The sequence below is a fragment of the Methanomicrobium antiquum genome (assembly GCF_029633915.1).
Lineage (GTDB): Archaea > Halobacteriota > Methanomicrobia > Methanomicrobiales > Methanomicrobiaceae > Methanomicrobium > Methanomicrobium antiquum.
Window position 1 is genome coordinate 330,187 of sequence record NZ_CP091092.1, and the last position, 15,207, is coordinate 345,393.

Below are 15,207 nucleotides of genomic sequence, written 5' to 3' on the forward strand. Positions count from 1 at the left end.
AAAAATGGTAAATGCTGAGAAATTTATTGCAAAGGCAATAGAGGATATAAAAGAGAAATCAAACGGCAAAAAGGTTGTAATGGCGCTTTCCGGCGGTGTTGACTCATCAGTATGTGCCGAACTTGCAAAGCGTGCAATCGGTGAAAACTTAATGCCAATCTATGTTGACACAGGTCTTATGAGAAAAGGAGAGACTAAGAGGATAAAAGAGCTCTTCTCTGATTTAAATCTCCTGACAATAGATGCCGGCGATGAGTTCTTCGAGGCTCTCTCCGGTGTCACAGACCCTGAAGAGAAAAGAAAGGTTATTGGTGCAAAATTCATAAGAATCTTTGAGCGTGAGGCAAAAAAGACCGGCGCCGCTTATCTTTTGCAGGGCACAATATATCCTGACATTATTGAAAGCGAAGGGGGAATCAAAAGCCATCACAATGTCGGAGGACTTCCTTATGACATCGACTTTGAAGGTTTAATTGAGCCGTTAATTGATCTCTACAAGGATGAGGTAAGAGAGGTTGCAGGAGCGCTTGAACTTCCCGTTGAAATTCAGCACAGAATGCCCTTCCCCGGACCCGGACTTTCGGTCCGCTGTATTGGTGAGGTTACAAAAGAGAAGATTGCAGTTGTAAGAGAGGCAAATGCAATTGCAGAAGAGGAAATTGTTGAGAAATATTCTCCCTGGCAGTGTTTTGCCGCAGTTATCGGACTTGGAACAGGTGTAAAGGGTGATGTCCGCCTTCACGGATGGATTGTTTCTGTAAGGGCTGTATATTCCCGCGATGCAATGACAGCAGAGCCGGTTGAAATCTCATGGGAGACAATGCATAAGATTGCAACCAGAATAACGGCAGAAATTCCTGAAGTTGCAAGGGTTGTATATGATATAACACCAAAACCTCCTGCAACAATAGAGTATGAGTGAATTAAAAACAAAATAAAAAAAAACAAAAAAAATTAACAAAAAAGGACAGGGAAAAATGGAAGAAAAAATGAGCTCAAAAGAACTTGAAGACTTGTATTTCATGAAAGCCTTCGGACGCGACTTAAAGATTGTTAAGGGAAGCGGAAGCTATGTCTGGGACGAGAACGGGAAGAAATATCTTGACTGTGTTGCAGGAATTGCAGTATGTGTGACAGGGCACTGCAACCCTGAAGTTGTTGATGCAATATGCAACCAGGCAAAAGAGCTAATACACATATCAAATCTTTATTATGTTCCAAACCAGGGAGAGCTTGCAAAAAAGGTTGTTGAAATGACAGGAATCAAAGGCGCAAGGGCGTTTTTCTCAAACTCCGGCGCTGAGGCAAATGACGGTGCAATAAAGCTTGCAAGAATAAGAACCGGCAGAAAAAATTTTGTTGCATTCGTTGACGGATTCCACGGGAGAACACTTGGATCACTTGCAGTGACACATAAACCTGCAATAAGAGAGCCTTTTGATCCGCTTGAGCCAAAGTGCACATTTGTCAGATACGGAGATCTGAATGCCCTTGAAAAAGCAGTTGATGAGAATACTGCCGGTGTCTTTGTCGAGGGAATTCAGGGAGAAGCAGGAATTGTTCCGGCACCAGAAGGATTTTATGAGGGTGTCAGAAAAATCTGCGATGAGAAAGGTGCACTAATGATCTGTGACGAAGTCCAGAGCGGAATGGGAAGGACAGGAAAGTGGTTTTATTACCAGCACACCGGCATAACACCTGATATTGTATCCATTGCAAAAGGAATCGCTAGCGGACTTCCAATGGGTGCTATAGTAGCACGTGACGGTCTCACATTTAACCCCGGAGAGCACGGAAGCACATTTGCCGGCGGTCCGATTCTCTGTGCGGCGGCGCTTACTACAATAAAGATTATAGAAGAAAATCTCCCTTTGATATCAGAAAAGGGAAAAATGTTTATGGACGGTCTTAGTGCATACTCTCCGCGTGGTATGGGTCTTATGATAGGTATTCCTGCAGGAGATGAGGAACGCTCACATAAAATTGCAGAAATATGCCGCAAAAACGGAGTTTTAGTAAACTGTGCATCCCACGCAACAATCCGTATTGTGCCGCCGCTTACAATATCAAAGGAAGAAATAAAAGAGGCAGTGTCAGTAATTGACGGTGCATTCAAAGAGACTGCATAAAATAATCAGTGCTGTTTAATACTGAGGGTAATTTGATGAAGCATTTAATCAGGAATATTTTCGAAGAAGAGGGCTATGTATTTGCAACAAAAGCATCAGATATTGCAAAAGATGCAGGTTTTTTAAATCCTGCCCGCCTTGCAAGCAATGAAAACCCAAAAGGACCTTCTTTTAAGGCAATGGAATGTGCCAAAAAATCACTTGAGGATCTAAACCGCTATCCTGATGAAAATGCAAAAAAACTTGTTCAGGCTCTTCGTGACTATCATGGCGATTATAGAATAGTAACAGGAGTCGGCATGGACGGAGTTATTGAAAACACAATCAGAACCCTTGTTGAAGCAGGCGACAAGGTATGCGTCAGCACTCCGACATTTTCTTTTTATGGAATTGCAATAGCCGCCCAGGGAGGAGTGGTTTCAAATATCAGACGAACTGATGATTTCACAGTTGATTGTGACAGTTTCATAAAGGGGTGTAAAGGAGCGAAGCTTGCCTTTTTGTGTTCGCCAAACAACCCGACAGGAACTGTAACAAAAGTCTCTGATATTGAATACATTCTGAAGAATATTGATTGCATTCTTTTTTTGGACAATGCTTATGTGGATTTTTGCGATACCGACTACAAAGAGCTTGTAAAAAAATACGATAATCTCATAATTGGAAGAACAATGTCAAAGGCATTTGGACTTGCCGGAATGAGGGTTGGGTATGCTTTTGTTCCGGAATGGTATGAAGAATATTATCATCGTGCACAGACTCCCTTTGCCTTGAATTCGGTTGCAATCGAAGCCGCATCCGGTGCGCTATTGGATAAGGAATATTTTGAAAGCTACAAAAGTCATGTTGAAGAATGGAGAAGGCGTTTTAGCCTTGAATCAGGCTTTTTAGTGTATCCTTCAGGCGCCAACTTTGTAATGATGGATGTATCGCCCTTAAAAAGCGATGATGCCGTATTACAGCTGGCAAAAAGGGGAGTTATTGTCAGATCCTGTGCGAGTTTTCCAACACTAAATGACAGTTTCATCAGAGTAAGTGTTGGAGAATCCTGGGAGAATGAACTTTTCTTAAAAGCGATAAAAGAATTAAAGGCATTAAAAGAGATTTGAAAATTATGATGGTCTGCATTACAGGAACGCCTGGAACAGGAAAGTCTGCGGTTTCAGAAATATTAAGAGATAAAGGATACAGGGTTGACTCTCAAAACGAAACTGCAAAAAAATATATCATCTGTTCTGATTTTAGCCGTGATACTGATATTGTCGATGAGGACAAGTGGATAGAGGATTTTGAACCATTCGAGGGTATAATAGAAGGCCACATAACTCACTATCTGCCCTGTGACAGTGTCGTTGTCCTTCGTTGCAGACCTGATATTTTAAAAGAGCGTCTCATAAAAAGAGGATACGGGCCTGAGAAGGTCTTGGAAAATGTGATGGCTGAAGCTTTGGATGTTGTATTAATTGAAGCACTTGAAGAACACTCCCAGGATTCTTTACTTGAAATTGACACAACAGAAAAATCTCCTGAGCAGACTGCTGATGAAATCTCTAAATTTATGAAAGGAGATATTCCAGGTCATTTTGGAGATACTGACTGGTCTTTGTTTCTTTAGGTGATGATTTATATGACTCTTGACAGCTACAGAAAAAACGTATCGTTTATTATAACTCCTGTTGCAAGGGGATGTGTCAGGATAGGACTGACACCAAATATCTGCACAATTCTTGCATTTTTAGCGGCGGTTTTTGCCGGCTATTTGTTTTTCAAGTCGTTGGTTTTTGCCGGAGTTTTATTTGTATTTCTGAATGCATTTTTTGATGCAATTGACGGTGCAGTCGCACGCGAGCTTAATTCTGCAAGTCCGCGGGGTGATTTTTTGGATCATGTCCTTGACAGATATGCAGACATTTTCATAATCTGCGGTATCTTTGCAGGCAGTCTTGCTACATGGCCTATTGGAGTCTTTGCACTTACAGGTGTTTTGATGTCATCATATCTTGGAACGCAGGCACAGGCTGTGGGGGCAGGAAGGTTTTATGGCGGACTTTTAGGGCGTGCAGACAGGCTGGTTTTGATAATTGCGGCCGGAATTTTTACAGCTTTGCTTCCCGCCGGAATTTTCGGCATGAGCATTCTTGGCTGGGTGCTTGTAATCTTTGGAATACTGGGTCATTTTACAGCTCTCCAGCGGTTCAATCATGTTTGGAAAGAACTCAAAAGATAAATGGGAAAAAAATAAAATACAGATTGTAAGTGATTGTTGTGGCATTTAAGCGAGTGGTTGTTGCGGGGAAATTGAAGGGAAATTTAGATGATGAGATCTCTCCTGTTTTTGGAAGGTGTGGGGGATTTTGCGTATTTGATTTGGCAGACGGAAATGTATCAGAAAGTAAAATTATTTCAAATCCGGCAATAGATCTTCCTGGAAGTGCAGGGGTTGTTGCCGCTGATTCTGTTGTTAAGCTTGGCGCTGACGCTGTTGTTGCCGGAGATTTTGGTGTTGCTTCTACAGAAATCTTCTACAAATCCGGAGTTAAGCAGTACATTGTAAAAGATACTACAATAAAAGATGCTCTTGAAAAGATGATTTCGGGTGAGACTGCCTGTGTTGATTCAAAAAACTATATTGAGTCAAATAAACCTCTTTATGGTAGGAGAAGCATTACACTCAAAAATACAAACAATCTTCAAAACAATAATTCATATATCTGCAGAAACTGCGGTTGCACAATGCCAAGAAAGGAAGGTCTTATGCAGATTCACTGCCCCAACTGCGGGAATATGATGGAATTGTGATTTTATCTTTTTGATTCAAGGGAATTTAGAACTGAATCCATAAAATAAAGACTTCCTTCCACCCCGCAAAGTGGTCTGTGCCAGAGCATCTTCTGATGCCTTATTGGAAATGTAAGTCCAAAAAACGGTTTTTTTGGAAATTTTGCATATTCAAATGATGAGCCTAAAATGATGTCAGGCTTTTCTGCATCAATTTTTTTTACAATCTCTCTTAAATTATTTGAATCTGAATTATCACTGTTATTATTATCGTTTCTGGTGTTAACTGTCACAATTTCCGCATCCAGATAATTCTTTAAGATATCACATGCGAATTTTGAATAGCTCTTTGTTGAAAAGACAGCCGCACGGGGTGAGTCATTTCTTCTCAGGAATTTCTCACCAGCCTTTCTCATAATCTCTTCTGCTTCTTCAGTTAAATTAAATACTGGCTCTGTGTTTGCTTCCGGAAACTGATTTGAGAGCTTTTCAAATGCATCTTCTGTTTCTTTAAGGCCTAGAATTGAATAAGTCACTTTTGAAACGTCTGTATTGTAATCCGGATTTGCAGAAATTGATGTGCAGGAAGGATTTTTACAGGCGTTGTAGGTATCTTTGAAAAAGACTGAGGCTTTCGGAATTTCAGAAACGTGCAAAAGCCTTTCGGCTTCGTTTAAGTTGCCGCGGGAATATGGGTCAAGCGAGCAGATGCCTTCTATATTAACTCCGTTTTTTTCCGGATCACATGTTGGTTTTAAGGCGCTTACTGCACTTTTCCAGCCATAATCAAAGTCTCCTTTGAATCCTGCTATATCAACCGTTATGCAGTCATACTCTGATAATGTGCCTGAAATATCTTCTCCCATGACTGACGGAACACATGTATTTATTACTGCAACTCTGCCGCAAAGCTCTGAAATACTTTCAACAACTTCCAACAGCCTGTCAGACGTTCCAAATATGACCTCATCCTGGACAAGAAATGTACTGTATAATGTGTCCGAAACTGCCATGTCGGCATAAATGTAGCACCCTGATGATCCATGTATGATAACGCCTAAATCCTTTATTCCTGCAAGCGCTGATGCCGCACCTGTCATTGCACAAGGCCATAGTGGATTTGCACATAATTTAGCCATTTATAAATCTCCTCCACTGTGAAAGCATATGAAAGACACCGCCTGTTCCAACAGGGGTAAAAAAAGGAATTGGGATGGTGACGCCGTCTGAATCTAAAACGATGCCTGTATGTCTGGCGATTTCAGTGAAAAGATTTGAATCAGCCTTTTGAAAGCCGAATGAGTCAAATGAAATTTTCTCCCCTCTTAGATCACTGAATGACTCAAACATTTCTTTTTGATAATTAATCTCATGCTTTATTGCAAGATCAGGATTTATGTTTAGATATTCTCCTGCTTCTTTTAGAAATTCAAGAGTATTTGAAATTCCATATGGATATGAGGAGATGCAGGGGATATTTGTAAGCTTTTCAAAATGCCTTTTTATATCTCCTGTTGTATCTTCACGGATTATGTTTAGTGATGCACAGTTGAAATTTTGAATATCATCAAAAGTTATATTCCTGATAAATCTTAAATTCACATCTGCGCCTAGGAGATTCAAAAGTCTTTTAATCTCTGAAAAATTGGCATCAACTTCATATTCTAAGTTTTTTTCACCAATTATATTTACAAGTGGCTTTATTTGGCATTCATCTGAATATTTATCTGAAAAATTGCAGTTCTCACCAATTATTTCCGATGCACCTTTCAGTGCTGATATAAACCCGTCTTCAAAAGAGCCGCCAAGAAATCCGGATGCATTAATCGGAATTACAGGGACACTGTCTTTTTCATTAAATCCGGCGCAGACTGATTCGATGTCATCGCCGATTGTATCACTAATGCATGTTCCAATTATAAAGATACACCTGAAATCCTCATCCAAAGCCTCTTTTATGGCATCATTAAGGCTGTCCTCACCGCCAAAGATAATGTTTTTTTCATCCATTGCAGACGAGAATATATCCGGAATGTCAAAGCATTCGTTGTAAAGCATTGATGAGTGCAGGACTGAAACTGCCTGATGACAACAGCCTTTTGGCCCGTGCACTATTGTTGCAGAATCCCGCAAAAATGTGGTTACTGTTAAAGCGCCTGTTACAGTACAGCCGTCATGCCTTGATATATTTTTGTGCAAGAGTTTCGAGTTCATCCATTGAAAGCGGAGTTGGTTTTTTGTCAGGGTCAGGGTTTGTGTTCATTATTTTTTCAGCAAGCTTTCTGTATACATCTGCCTGTTCAGATTCAGGAGCATATTCAAGGACTGTTTTTTTGTTAACCTCTGATACTCTTACAATCTGGCTTCGCGGTATAAAACCTGTAAGTTCTGAGTTGATTTTTTCTGCAAATTCTGATACAAGCCCAAGTTCCCCCTCAATATTTTGTGAATTGCAGATAACACCACCTAATGTACAGCACGGTTTTGAGCGTTTTGACAGACGGGCAATTGCCTTGCAGATGTTGTTTGCGGCATAAAGTGCCATGAAGTCCCCCGATGTTACAAGATAGACTTCGCGAGCGTAACCCTCCCGCATCGGCATTGCGAATCCGCCACAGACAACATCGCCTAAAACATCATATACTATTACATCGCCGTAGAGCGCGTCTAACTTTTCCAGAAGCTGAAATGTTGCGATGATGCCGCGGCCTGCACAGCCGACACCAGGCTCAGGTCCTCCCGCTTCAACACAGCGGATATTGTTGTAGCCTGAAAAGACAACATCTTCTGTTGTAATATTCCCTTCGCCTTTTTCTCTTACAAGATCAAGGACTGTTGGAATCCATTGACCGTGCATTAACATGCGCGTACTGTCATGTTTCGGGTCGCATCCTATTTGGAGAATATCTAAGGATTTTTCTGAAAGGGCAGCGGAAAGGTTTGCCGATGTTGTTGATTTTCCTATTCCTCCCTTGCCGTAGAGGGCGATTTGTTTCATTGTTGTAATAGAGTTTGTTTTTGGAAGTGAAATATTGTTGGTGAATAATTTCTTTTGATTGTCAGTTGTTTAAAATATGATAGAAGCTATAATTTTCTTCAGGTTATATCTTAAATGTCAGTAATAAGCGATTCTGTTAATATTATGCGTTTTCTTTTCAGCCCTTTTAAGAAGTTAATAGCACTGTATCTGATATCCGTAATTGCTCTGTCCTTTTTGGAAGTATTCAGAATTTCGCTTGTATATCCTATAATTAATTATGGTCTTGGCGTTGAAAACCAGCCCAAATTACTTGATGCTTTTTATGACTTTTTACTGCCCTCTTCTATGAATCCCTTTGTTGCATCTGCTCTATTGCTTCTTGTTATAACAGTTATGATTGCCGGGATATATGGTACAGTTGCATATGGAGGTTCATATGTATTTTCCACAGTTCGTGATTCACTTGACAGAAAGGTATTTGAAAGGATAAAAAGCAGGCCCTATAGGTATTTTGCAGGGAAAAAACAGGGGGATTTGTTATATATTGGTCAGGGTGCTGTTCTTGAATCAAGCAATGCCATCAACCAGTTTGTTGAGCTTTTAAGAAACGGTTTTATGTCTCTTTTTTATCTTTTACTCTTGTTTTACCTTTCATTCTGGCTGACAATCTGTGTAATGATCCTTGGAATATTTTATGCTTTCATTGTAAAAAAATCCCTTTTTTCCCGTGTTTATCGAAACAGCAGTGTTTTAAATATTTCTTTGATGGAAAAATCTGTTGTCTACCAGGAGTTCATCTCCGGAATTAAAACAATATTTATCACAGGCTCTCTTGACTACTGGTCAGAAAAATATGATTCTGCGGTAAAAAAATTAAAAAAAGCCTATACCAATGTTTATGCTTTGGGAAAAATTCCAATAATAGCAAATGATTTCATAATGTTTTCAATTATTGCTCTTGGAGGAATTCTTCTGTATGTATTTACAGGCGGCGATTTTATCCCATATATTGGAATATTTGGAACATTTATGCTTGCTTTGTACAGACTTGTTCCGTCTTTGTCAGCTGCTCAGAGCAATCTTTCATTACTTGTTCAGTACCTTCCTTCACTTGAACTTGTATACGGAATTCTGATTGAAGATTCTGATGAAGAAGAATCATCAGAAAATGGCTCAGATAGCAAGGAATTTTCTTTTAGAGAAAAAATAGAATTTGATAATGTCTCCTTTTTTTATGAAGAGGGCAAAAGAAAGACTCTTGACAATATAACTTTTGAGATTTCCAAAAATTCAAGGATTGCAATTGTCGGAAGCTCCGGAGCCGGGAAAACAACGGTTGCTAACCTTCTTGCACTTTTATATAGGCCTGTATCGGGGAGTATTTTAATAGACGGGGTTAGCCTGAGTGAAATTTGTAGTTCTGATTACCTTTCTCATTTGGGGTACATTGGCCAGGAGACATTTGTTTATCACAATACCATCCGGGAAAACATCCGGTTTGGGCAGGATTGTTCTGAAGATGATATAATGGAGGCTGCAAAACTTGCTGATGCACATGAATTCATTATGGCAACGAATGATGGATATGACACGGTTATTGGTGATCAGGGCTTAAAACTATCCGGAGGACAGCGGCAGAGGATTGCGATTGCAAGGATTATATTAAGGAAACCTGAGATTTTGCTCCTTGATGAGGCAACAAGTTCGCTTGACAATATCTCAGAGCAGAAAATTATGGAGTCTGTTGAAAAGCTTTCTAAAAATATGACTGTAATTATAATAGCCCACCGGTTGTCAACCGTTCAGAATGCGGATCAGATTTTCGTTTTGAAGGGCGGGAAGCTTGTTGAAAGAGGCTCTCATAATGAATTAATGGAGTTGAGGGGAGAGTATCAGAGATTGTATCTCGGTCAGAAGAAAGATGGTTTTGTGGAGACTTCCTCTTTGGAAAAGGAATAATATTTATTGGTCTTATTTTTTAAGCTGAACTTTTTTTATTGGATGAAGTTCATAAATCTATAATTAAATATTGGGGAAAAAATGAAAAAAGCGTTAATTACCGGCATAACCGGTCAGGACGGATCATATTTGGCAGAACTTCTGCTTCACAAAGGCTATGAGGTTCATGGAATTATAAGAAGAGCTTCAACTTTCAATACGGGAAGAATTGATAATATTTATTCTGACCCTCATGATGCCGGAGCAAGGCTCTTTCTCCATTATGGAGATCTCTCAGATTGTGAGCAGATTTCAAATATAATCTATAATATCTGCCCTGATGAGATATACCATCTTGGCGCACAAAGCCATGTGAGGGTGAGCTTTGATATACCTGAATATACAAGCAACGTTACAGGTCTTGGCACAACAAGACTTCTTGAGGCTTTAAGAAGAAAGGACAGCAAAATTAAATTTTACCAAGCTTCAAGCAGTGAGATGTTTGGCGCAGCAAAACCGCCGCAGAATGAAAATACTGAGTTTGTTCCCAGAAGTCCGTATGCATGTGCAAAACTTTATTCATACTGGATGGTTAAAAACTACCGCGAAGGATATAATTTGTTTGCCTCAAACGGGATTTTATTTAACCATGAATCTCCGCGCCGCGGTGAAACGTTTGTTACAAGAAAGGTTACACGCGGGATTGCTTCAATTCTTTCAGGAAAAGAAAAGTACCTTTACATGGGGAATCTTGATGCAAGGCGTGACTGGGGTTTTGCACCTGAATATGTTGAGGCTATGTGGAGAATTCTTCAGAATGATAAGCCGGATGATTTTGTGATTGCAACAGGAGAGACACATTCTGTTAAGGAATTTTTAGAAGAGGCTTTCTCGTATGTCGGTAAGCATATGAATGATTTTGTTAAAATTGATTCAAAATATTTCCGTCCGACAGAAGTTGAGGTTTTAATCGGGGATGCCTCTAAATCTGATAAAGAATTAGGATGGAAACCAAAAGTAACTTTTTCTGATCTTGTCAGGATTATGGTTGATGCTGATATGAGGGCCGCTGGACTTGAGGTTGCAGGCGAGGGTGATGAAATTCTTGCTAAGAAATTCTCTGATAAATGGTGGAGAGGGGACTGAAGGGTAAAACTTTCTTTTGGTTGAACTCCGGATATTAGATTATTAAATAGAAGTGGTGTAAAATGAGTTTTTTTAAAGACAAAAAGGTACTTGTCACAGGTGGTGCAGGCTTTTTAGGAAGTAATGTCACAAAGGAGCTTGTAAAAAAAGGAGCATCTCCGGAAAATATTATTGTTCCAAGAAGCAGGGATATAGACTTGCGTATCTGGGAAAACTGTGTGGAGATTGTCGGGGATGTTGATATTGTTATTCATCTGGCTGCAAAGGTAGGAGGCATAGGCTATAACCAGCAGTTTCCGGGATCACTATTTTATGATAATGCTATTATGGGAATTCAGCTGATGGAAGCGGCCCGGCAGGCTGATGTTGGTAAATTTGTGGCAGTCGGGACAATATGCGCCTATCCAAAATTCACTCCTGTTCCTTTTAGCGAGGATGAACTCTGGAATGGATATCCTGAAGAGACTAATGCACCATACGGTCTTGCAAAGAAGATGATGCTTGTGCAGAGTCAGGCCTACCGTCAGCAGTACGGGTTTAACTCAATTTATCTTCTGCCGGTGAACCTGTATGGGCCGGGTGACAATTTTGATCCCTCAAGCTCACATGTAATTCCGGCTCTTATAAAGAAATTCACAGAAGCTGTTAGGGCTGGAAATTCCAGTCAGACTGTTGAAGTATGGGGTACCGGCAGTGCCTCCCGGGAATTTTTGTATGTCGAGGATGCAGCCCGCGGGATTGTTCTTGCTTCTGAAAAATTTGAAAAATCAGATCCTGTAAATCTTGGTTCCGGTATGGAAATTACCATCCGCGATCTGGTGACTAAAATATCTGATATTACAGGATTTGAAGGCGATATTGTCTGGGACAAATCTAAGCCTGACGGTCAGCCGAAGAGATGTCTTGATGTGAGCCGGGCACGTTGTGAGTTTGGGTTTGAGGCGAAGATGGGATTTGATGAGGGTTTGAAGAGGACTGTTGAGTGGTATTTAACAAAATAGTGATGTATATATTTTAATTAGAGAAAAAAATCAATATTGTCTAAGATAAATGTGCAACTGATAAAGAACAATGCATATGATATTAAATTTAATATATAGTTTATCAGATGATATGATCTAGATTATATTTTTCTTAAAGTGAATATTAAATTTGCAGAACATAGTATATTTATACAAATACTATTCTATATATTTGTAATCTGAGCTGATTGATGTGAATATATCAAATTTTGTAGTAAATACATTACATAAATTAGGTTACAGGAAACCAAATCCATCTGATTATTCTACAATTGTGGGTGTAGGATCTATTGTTCCTATTCAGATAGAGGCCTATTTTTTAGCTTTAAATAAATATGTTGATGAGGATTGTAAAATTTTAGATGTTGGTTTTGGATTGGGTTATGGACTTAATATATTGGCAATAAAAGCAAAGGAAGTTAGTGGTGTTGATGTTGACAAGAAAGTTTATGATTATTGCCAGGAAACTGTTGTAGGGAGAAATCCAAGACTTATTTCACTTGAAATTTACGATGGCTATAATTTGCCATTTTCTGATGAATCTTTTGATATTGTTACTTGTGTTGATGTTATAGAACATGTTGAAGATTACAATCGGCTTATCAAAGAAATGTTACGAATATCAAAAAAAGGAATTTTCTTAAGCACCCCAAATAGGCGGTCGGAAAATACAAACCGGGATGGAAGTCCAAAAAACTATTGGCATTTAAGAGAATGGAATTTTGAGGAATTTGATGAAATAATATCTCATTTTGGTTCTGTAGATTGGAATTTTATAAATGGACATTCTGATGGCCCATTTTTAGTATCTTCTAAAATATCCAAAAATACAATGGCTTTATCGCCATTTATTTTTAAAAATGAGAGTATATGGAGTAAATAAAATGGACGAGAGTCATATTATTCAAAAAGTTGATATTAACAGATGGGAACAGGCACAGGAATTTGAACTTAAATCTGCTGAACAAGCAATTGGATCAGATGATGACTGGAATAAATGGTGGTACGAAAAATTTGAAGAATATTCAGTTCTAAAAAGCAAACATTATAATAATGTTTTAGAAGTTGGTTGTGGTCCACATACAAATGTAAGATACATTTTACCTTCCATAACTTTTGATAAATTATGGTTTGAGGATCCACTGATTCAATTTTATATTACACACAACTTAAATGGATCAAATTCGTATTTAAGAAAAATTAGAAATCATGTTAAAAAAAATCCAATAAATTATCTGCTAAAACTCTATTCTGACAAAAATATGGTGATTGATCTTTCCTCATCAAAACTTGAAGACCTGCCATATAAGGATCAGCAGATGGATTTAATAATCTGCATAAATGTACTTGATCATGTTAATGATTTTAAAAAATGTATGGAGGAAATATTCAGAGTATTAAAAAATGGAGGGTTATTAGTTTTGGGTCAGGATTTATCTAATAAAGAAGATCAGATGTATTGTCCTGAATCATATGAAGATATTGGGCATCCTATAAAAATAGATCATTTATTAATTGAAAAGATACTTGTCGGAAAATATCATCCGCTATTTGAAAAGATTTTAACTCGGGATGAAGGAAGAAATCCTAAAGCACATTATGCGACATACTTGGGAATATTGCAAAAAGAGACTATTCAATAAGATGTATCACTTGTTATTAATGGCCTGACATTCATTGACAGGTGGCTTTATCTTCATCCGGTGTTCTTCAAAGACGTTCCAACAGAGCATTTCTTTGGTAAAGGGATTTATCCGGACATTTCACTGACGGTAAACTGGAAAGAACTATCAATAGAATCCATGAAATATGAACCTGCCGAATTATTCATTCCAATCGTGATAAAAAGATCATGAAACATGAATATGGGATCCACTGTATTCATTTTGATATTACGAATTTTAGCGATTACGGATCCAATGAAATTGAATGCGATTCACGGAATATAGAGATGACATTTAGTCATACATAAGATGGCGGTGACATAAAGTCTAGTGCTGAAATGAGTATTTTTTAGGTTTAGGATAGTTTTGAACTTAAGTTTAGTGTAGAAGGCAAGATTAAATCGTAATTACAAACTTGAAATAAGACTTGTGAATGATCTTATTACTGATGTGAAGAGATTGTTGTAGTATCACGAAAATTGTTTGATTTATTCATCTATTTTTAGAATTGAAGAAATTCCTGAAGTTGCTAATCGTTAGTTAAAACATCATTAAAGTAATTAATTGTTTTTTTCAATCCATCTTCAAGTTTAATTTGTGGTACCCAGCCTAATTTTTCTTCAGCCAAATTTATCTGAGGTTTTCTTTGCTTTGGATCGTCTTCAGGAAGTGGTTTAAAAACAATCTTGCTTTTTGAATCAGTCATTTTTATAATTATTTCAGCTAATTCTAAAATTGTGAATTCGCATGGATTTCCTAAATTAACTGGGCCAGTAAATCCTTCTTTTGAATTCATCATCATTGTCATTCCTTTAATAAGATCATCAACATAACAAAAGCTCCGTGTTTGTGAACCTGTGCCATAGACTGTAATATCCTTGTTTTTTAGCGCTTGAACTATAAAATTGCTTATTACACGACCGTCATTTGGATGCATTCTTGGTCCATATGTATTGAAAATACGAATTACTTTAATATTCAATCCATGCTGACGATGATAATCAAAAAATAATGTTTCTGCACAACGTTTTCCTTCGTCATAACAAGCTCTGGGGCCGATTTGATTGACATTTCCTCGGTAATTTTCTGGTTGAGGATGGATTGTAGGATCGCCATATACTTCACTTGTCGATGCCTGAAGAATAGGTACGTGCAATCTTTTTGCCAAACCTAACATATTTATTGCACCAACAACGCAGGTTTTTGTTGTTTGTGCAGGATTATATTGATAATGGACTGGGCTTGCTGGGCAGGCAAGATTATAGATTTCATCAACTTCAACATATAATGGAAAAGTTACATCATGTCGGATAAGCTCAAAATTTTCATTTCCCAGCAAATGTGAAACATTCTCACGCCCTCCGGTAAAAAAATTATCTACACAAAGAACATAATGTCCCTCATTTAGAAGTTTATCACACAAATGTGAACCTATGAATCCCGCTCCGCCAGTTACAAGTATTTGTTTTTTCATGAAGTCAACAACCTTTGTTTTGTGTAAATTTGAGAATTAAAAAATAAAAAAAATCTTTCATAAATATAGTTGTTAT

At 38.2% G+C, this 15,207-nt stretch carries 16 protein-coding genes; 12 read left to right on the plus strand and 4 right to left on the minus strand.

The window, feature by feature from the left end:
• The first annotated feature begins 4 nt into the window (after nt 1–4).
• Genes guaA through L1994_RS01595 form a run of 6 tightly spaced genes read left to right on the plus strand, consistent with a single transcriptional unit; the run spans nt 5 to nt 4,928 of the window.
• Nucleotides 5–922 (plus strand): glutamine-hydrolyzing GMP synthase, encoded by a 918-nt coding sequence (gene guaA, locus L1994_RS01570; RefSeq protein WP_278099948.1) that lies wholly within the window; start codon nt 5–7, stop codon nt 920–922.
• A 55-nt stretch (nt 923–977) separates the two neighbouring features.
• On the plus strand, nt 978–2,129 hold the full coding sequence (locus L1994_RS01575; RefSeq protein WP_278099949.1) for an aspartate aminotransferase family protein: 1,152 nt from the start codon (nt 978–980) through the stop codon (nt 2,127–2,129).
• 35 nt (nt 2,130–2,164) lie between these two features.
• Entirely contained in the window at nt 2,165–3,238 is a 1,074-nt protein-coding gene (gene hisC / locus L1994_RS01580) for a histidinol-phosphate transaminase (protein WP_278099950.1), read from the plus strand.
• A gap of 5 nt (nt 3,239–3,243) precedes the next feature.
• Nucleotides 3,244–3,744, plus strand: a complete 501-nt coding sequence (locus tag L1994_RS01585) for an adenylate kinase family protein (protein ID WP_278099951.1) — start codon at nt 3,244–3,246, stop codon at nt 3,742–3,744.
• 12 nt (nt 3,745–3,756) lie between these two features.
• Nucleotides 3,757–4,356, plus strand: a complete 600-nt coding sequence (locus tag L1994_RS01590) for a CDP-alcohol phosphatidyltransferase family protein (protein ID WP_278099952.1) — start codon at nt 3,757–3,759, stop codon at nt 4,354–4,356.
• 29 nt (nt 4,357–4,385) lie between these two features.
• On the plus strand, nt 4,386–4,928 hold the full coding sequence (locus L1994_RS01595) for a NifB/NifX family molybdenum-iron cluster-binding protein (protein WP_278099953.1): 543 nt from the start codon (nt 4,386–4,388) through the stop codon (nt 4,926–4,928).
• A gap of 2 nt (nt 4,929–4,930) precedes the next feature.
• Here L1994_RS01595 and L1994_RS01600 read toward each other — a convergent pair whose 3' ends face one another.
• From L1994_RS01600 to cfbC, 3 genes are read right to left on the minus strand one after another with little or no spacing between them, the layout of a single operon-like run.
• Nucleotides 4,931–6,046, minus strand: coding sequence for a nitrogenase component 1 (locus tag L1994_RS01600; RefSeq protein WP_278099954.1), 1,116 nt, complete (start codon nt 6,044–6,046; stop codon nt 4,931–4,933).
• Entirely contained in the window at nt 6,039–7,106 is a 1,068-nt protein-coding gene (locus L1994_RS01605) for a nitrogenase component 1 (RefSeq protein WP_278099955.1), read from the minus strand. The genes L1994_RS01600 and L1994_RS01605 overlap by 8 nt, the downstream gene beginning before the upstream one ends.
• Nucleotides 7,081–7,905, minus strand: coding sequence for a Ni-sirohydrochlorin a,c-diamide reductive cyclase ATP-dependent reductase subunit (cfbC, locus tag L1994_RS01610; RefSeq protein WP_278099956.1), 825 nt, complete (start codon nt 7,903–7,905; stop codon nt 7,081–7,083). The genes L1994_RS01605 and cfbC overlap by 26 nt, the downstream gene beginning before the upstream one ends.
• Before the next feature lie 114 nt (nt 7,906–8,019).
• On the opposite strand from cfbC, the gene L1994_RS01615 reads away from it, so the two are divergent.
• The 6 genes from L1994_RS01615 (at nt 8,020) to L1994_RS01640 (ending at nt 13,849) form a co-directional block, all read left to right on the plus strand.
• Complete coding sequence (locus tag L1994_RS01615; protein ID WP_278099957.1) at nt 8,020–9,846, plus strand: ABC transporter ATP-binding protein; 1,827 nt, start codon at nt 8,020–8,022, stop codon at nt 9,844–9,846.
• A gap of 81 nt (nt 9,847–9,927) precedes the next feature.
• The gene (gene gmd / locus L1994_RS01620; RefSeq protein ID WP_278099958.1) at nt 9,928–10,971 is read left to right on the plus strand and encodes a GDP-mannose 4,6-dehydratase; all 1,044 of its coding nucleotides are present in this window, start codon (nt 9,928–9,930) and stop codon (nt 10,969–10,971) included.
• Nucleotides 10,972–11,033: 62 nt separating this feature from the next.
• Nucleotides 11,034–11,972 carry a GDP-L-fucose synthase family protein gene (locus tag L1994_RS01625; protein ID WP_278099959.1) on the plus strand — a complete coding sequence of 313 codons (939 nt, stop codon included), beginning with the start codon at nt 11,034–11,036 and terminating at the stop codon, nt 11,970–11,972.
• Between the two features lie 214 nt (nt 11,973–12,186).
• Nucleotides 12,187–12,876 (plus strand): class I SAM-dependent methyltransferase, encoded by a 690-nt coding sequence (locus L1994_RS01630; protein ID WP_278099960.1) that lies wholly within the window; start codon nt 12,187–12,189, stop codon nt 12,874–12,876.
• Entirely contained in the window at nt 12,854–13,636 is a 783-nt protein-coding gene (locus L1994_RS01635; RefSeq protein ID WP_278099961.1) for a class I SAM-dependent methyltransferase, read from the plus strand. The genes L1994_RS01630 and L1994_RS01635 overlap by 23 nt, the downstream gene beginning before the upstream one ends.
• 33 nt (nt 13,637–13,669) lie before the next feature.
• Entirely contained in the window at nt 13,670–13,849 is a 180-nt protein-coding gene (locus L1994_RS01640; protein WP_479686808.1) for a hypothetical protein, read from the plus strand.
• A gap of 337 nt (nt 13,850–14,186) precedes the next feature.
• Here L1994_RS01640 and L1994_RS01645 read toward each other — a convergent pair whose 3' ends face one another.
• Entirely contained in the window at nt 14,187–15,131 is a 945-nt protein-coding gene (locus L1994_RS01645) for a UDP-glucuronic acid decarboxylase family protein (protein WP_278099962.1), read from the minus strand.
• Between the last annotated feature and the right edge of the window lie 76 nt (nt 15,132–15,207).

Bases quoted from the DNA above. Each gene is read 5' to 3' on its own strand.
- L1994_RS01600 (WP_278099954.1), bottom strand. From the start codon at position 6,046: ATGGCTAAATTATGTGCAAATCCACTATGGCCTTGTGCAATGACAGGT.
- guaA (WP_278099948.1), top strand. From the start codon at position 5: ATGGTAAATGCTGAGAAATTTATTGCAAAGGCAATAGAGGATATAAAA.
- L1994_RS01585 (WP_278099951.1), top strand. From the start codon at position 3,244: ATGATGGTCTGCATTACAGGAACGCCTGGAACAGGAAAGTCTGCGGTT.
- cfbC (WP_278099956.1), bottom strand. From the start codon at position 7,905: ATGAAACAAATCGCCCTCTACGGCAAGGGAGGAATAGGAAAATCAACA.
- L1994_RS01615 (WP_278099957.1), top strand. From the start codon at position 8,020: ATGTCAGTAATAAGCGATTCTGTTAATATTATGCGTTTTCTTTTCAGC.
- hisC (WP_278099950.1), top strand. From the start codon at position 2,165: ATGAAGCATTTAATCAGGAATATTTTCGAAGAAGAGGGCTATGTATTT.
- L1994_RS01575 (WP_278099949.1), top strand. From the start codon at position 978: ATGGAAGAAAAAATGAGCTCAAAAGAACTTGAAGACTTGTATTTCATG.
- L1994_RS01635 (WP_278099961.1), top strand. From the start codon at position 12,854: ATGAGAGTATATGGAGTAAATAAAATGGACGAGAGTCATATTATTCAA.
- gmd (WP_278099958.1), top strand. From the start codon at position 9,928: ATGAAAAAAGCGTTAATTACCGGCATAACCGGTCAGGACGGATCATAT.
- L1994_RS01625 (WP_278099959.1), top strand. From the start codon at position 11,034: ATGAGTTTTTTTAAAGACAAAAAGGTACTTGTCACAGGTGGTGCAGGC.
- L1994_RS01590 (WP_278099952.1), top strand. From the start codon at position 3,757: ATGACTCTTGACAGCTACAGAAAAAACGTATCGTTTATTATAACTCCT.
- L1994_RS01645 (WP_278099962.1), bottom strand. From the start codon at position 15,131: ATGAAAAAACAAATACTTGTAACTGGCGGAGCGGGATTCATAGGTTCA.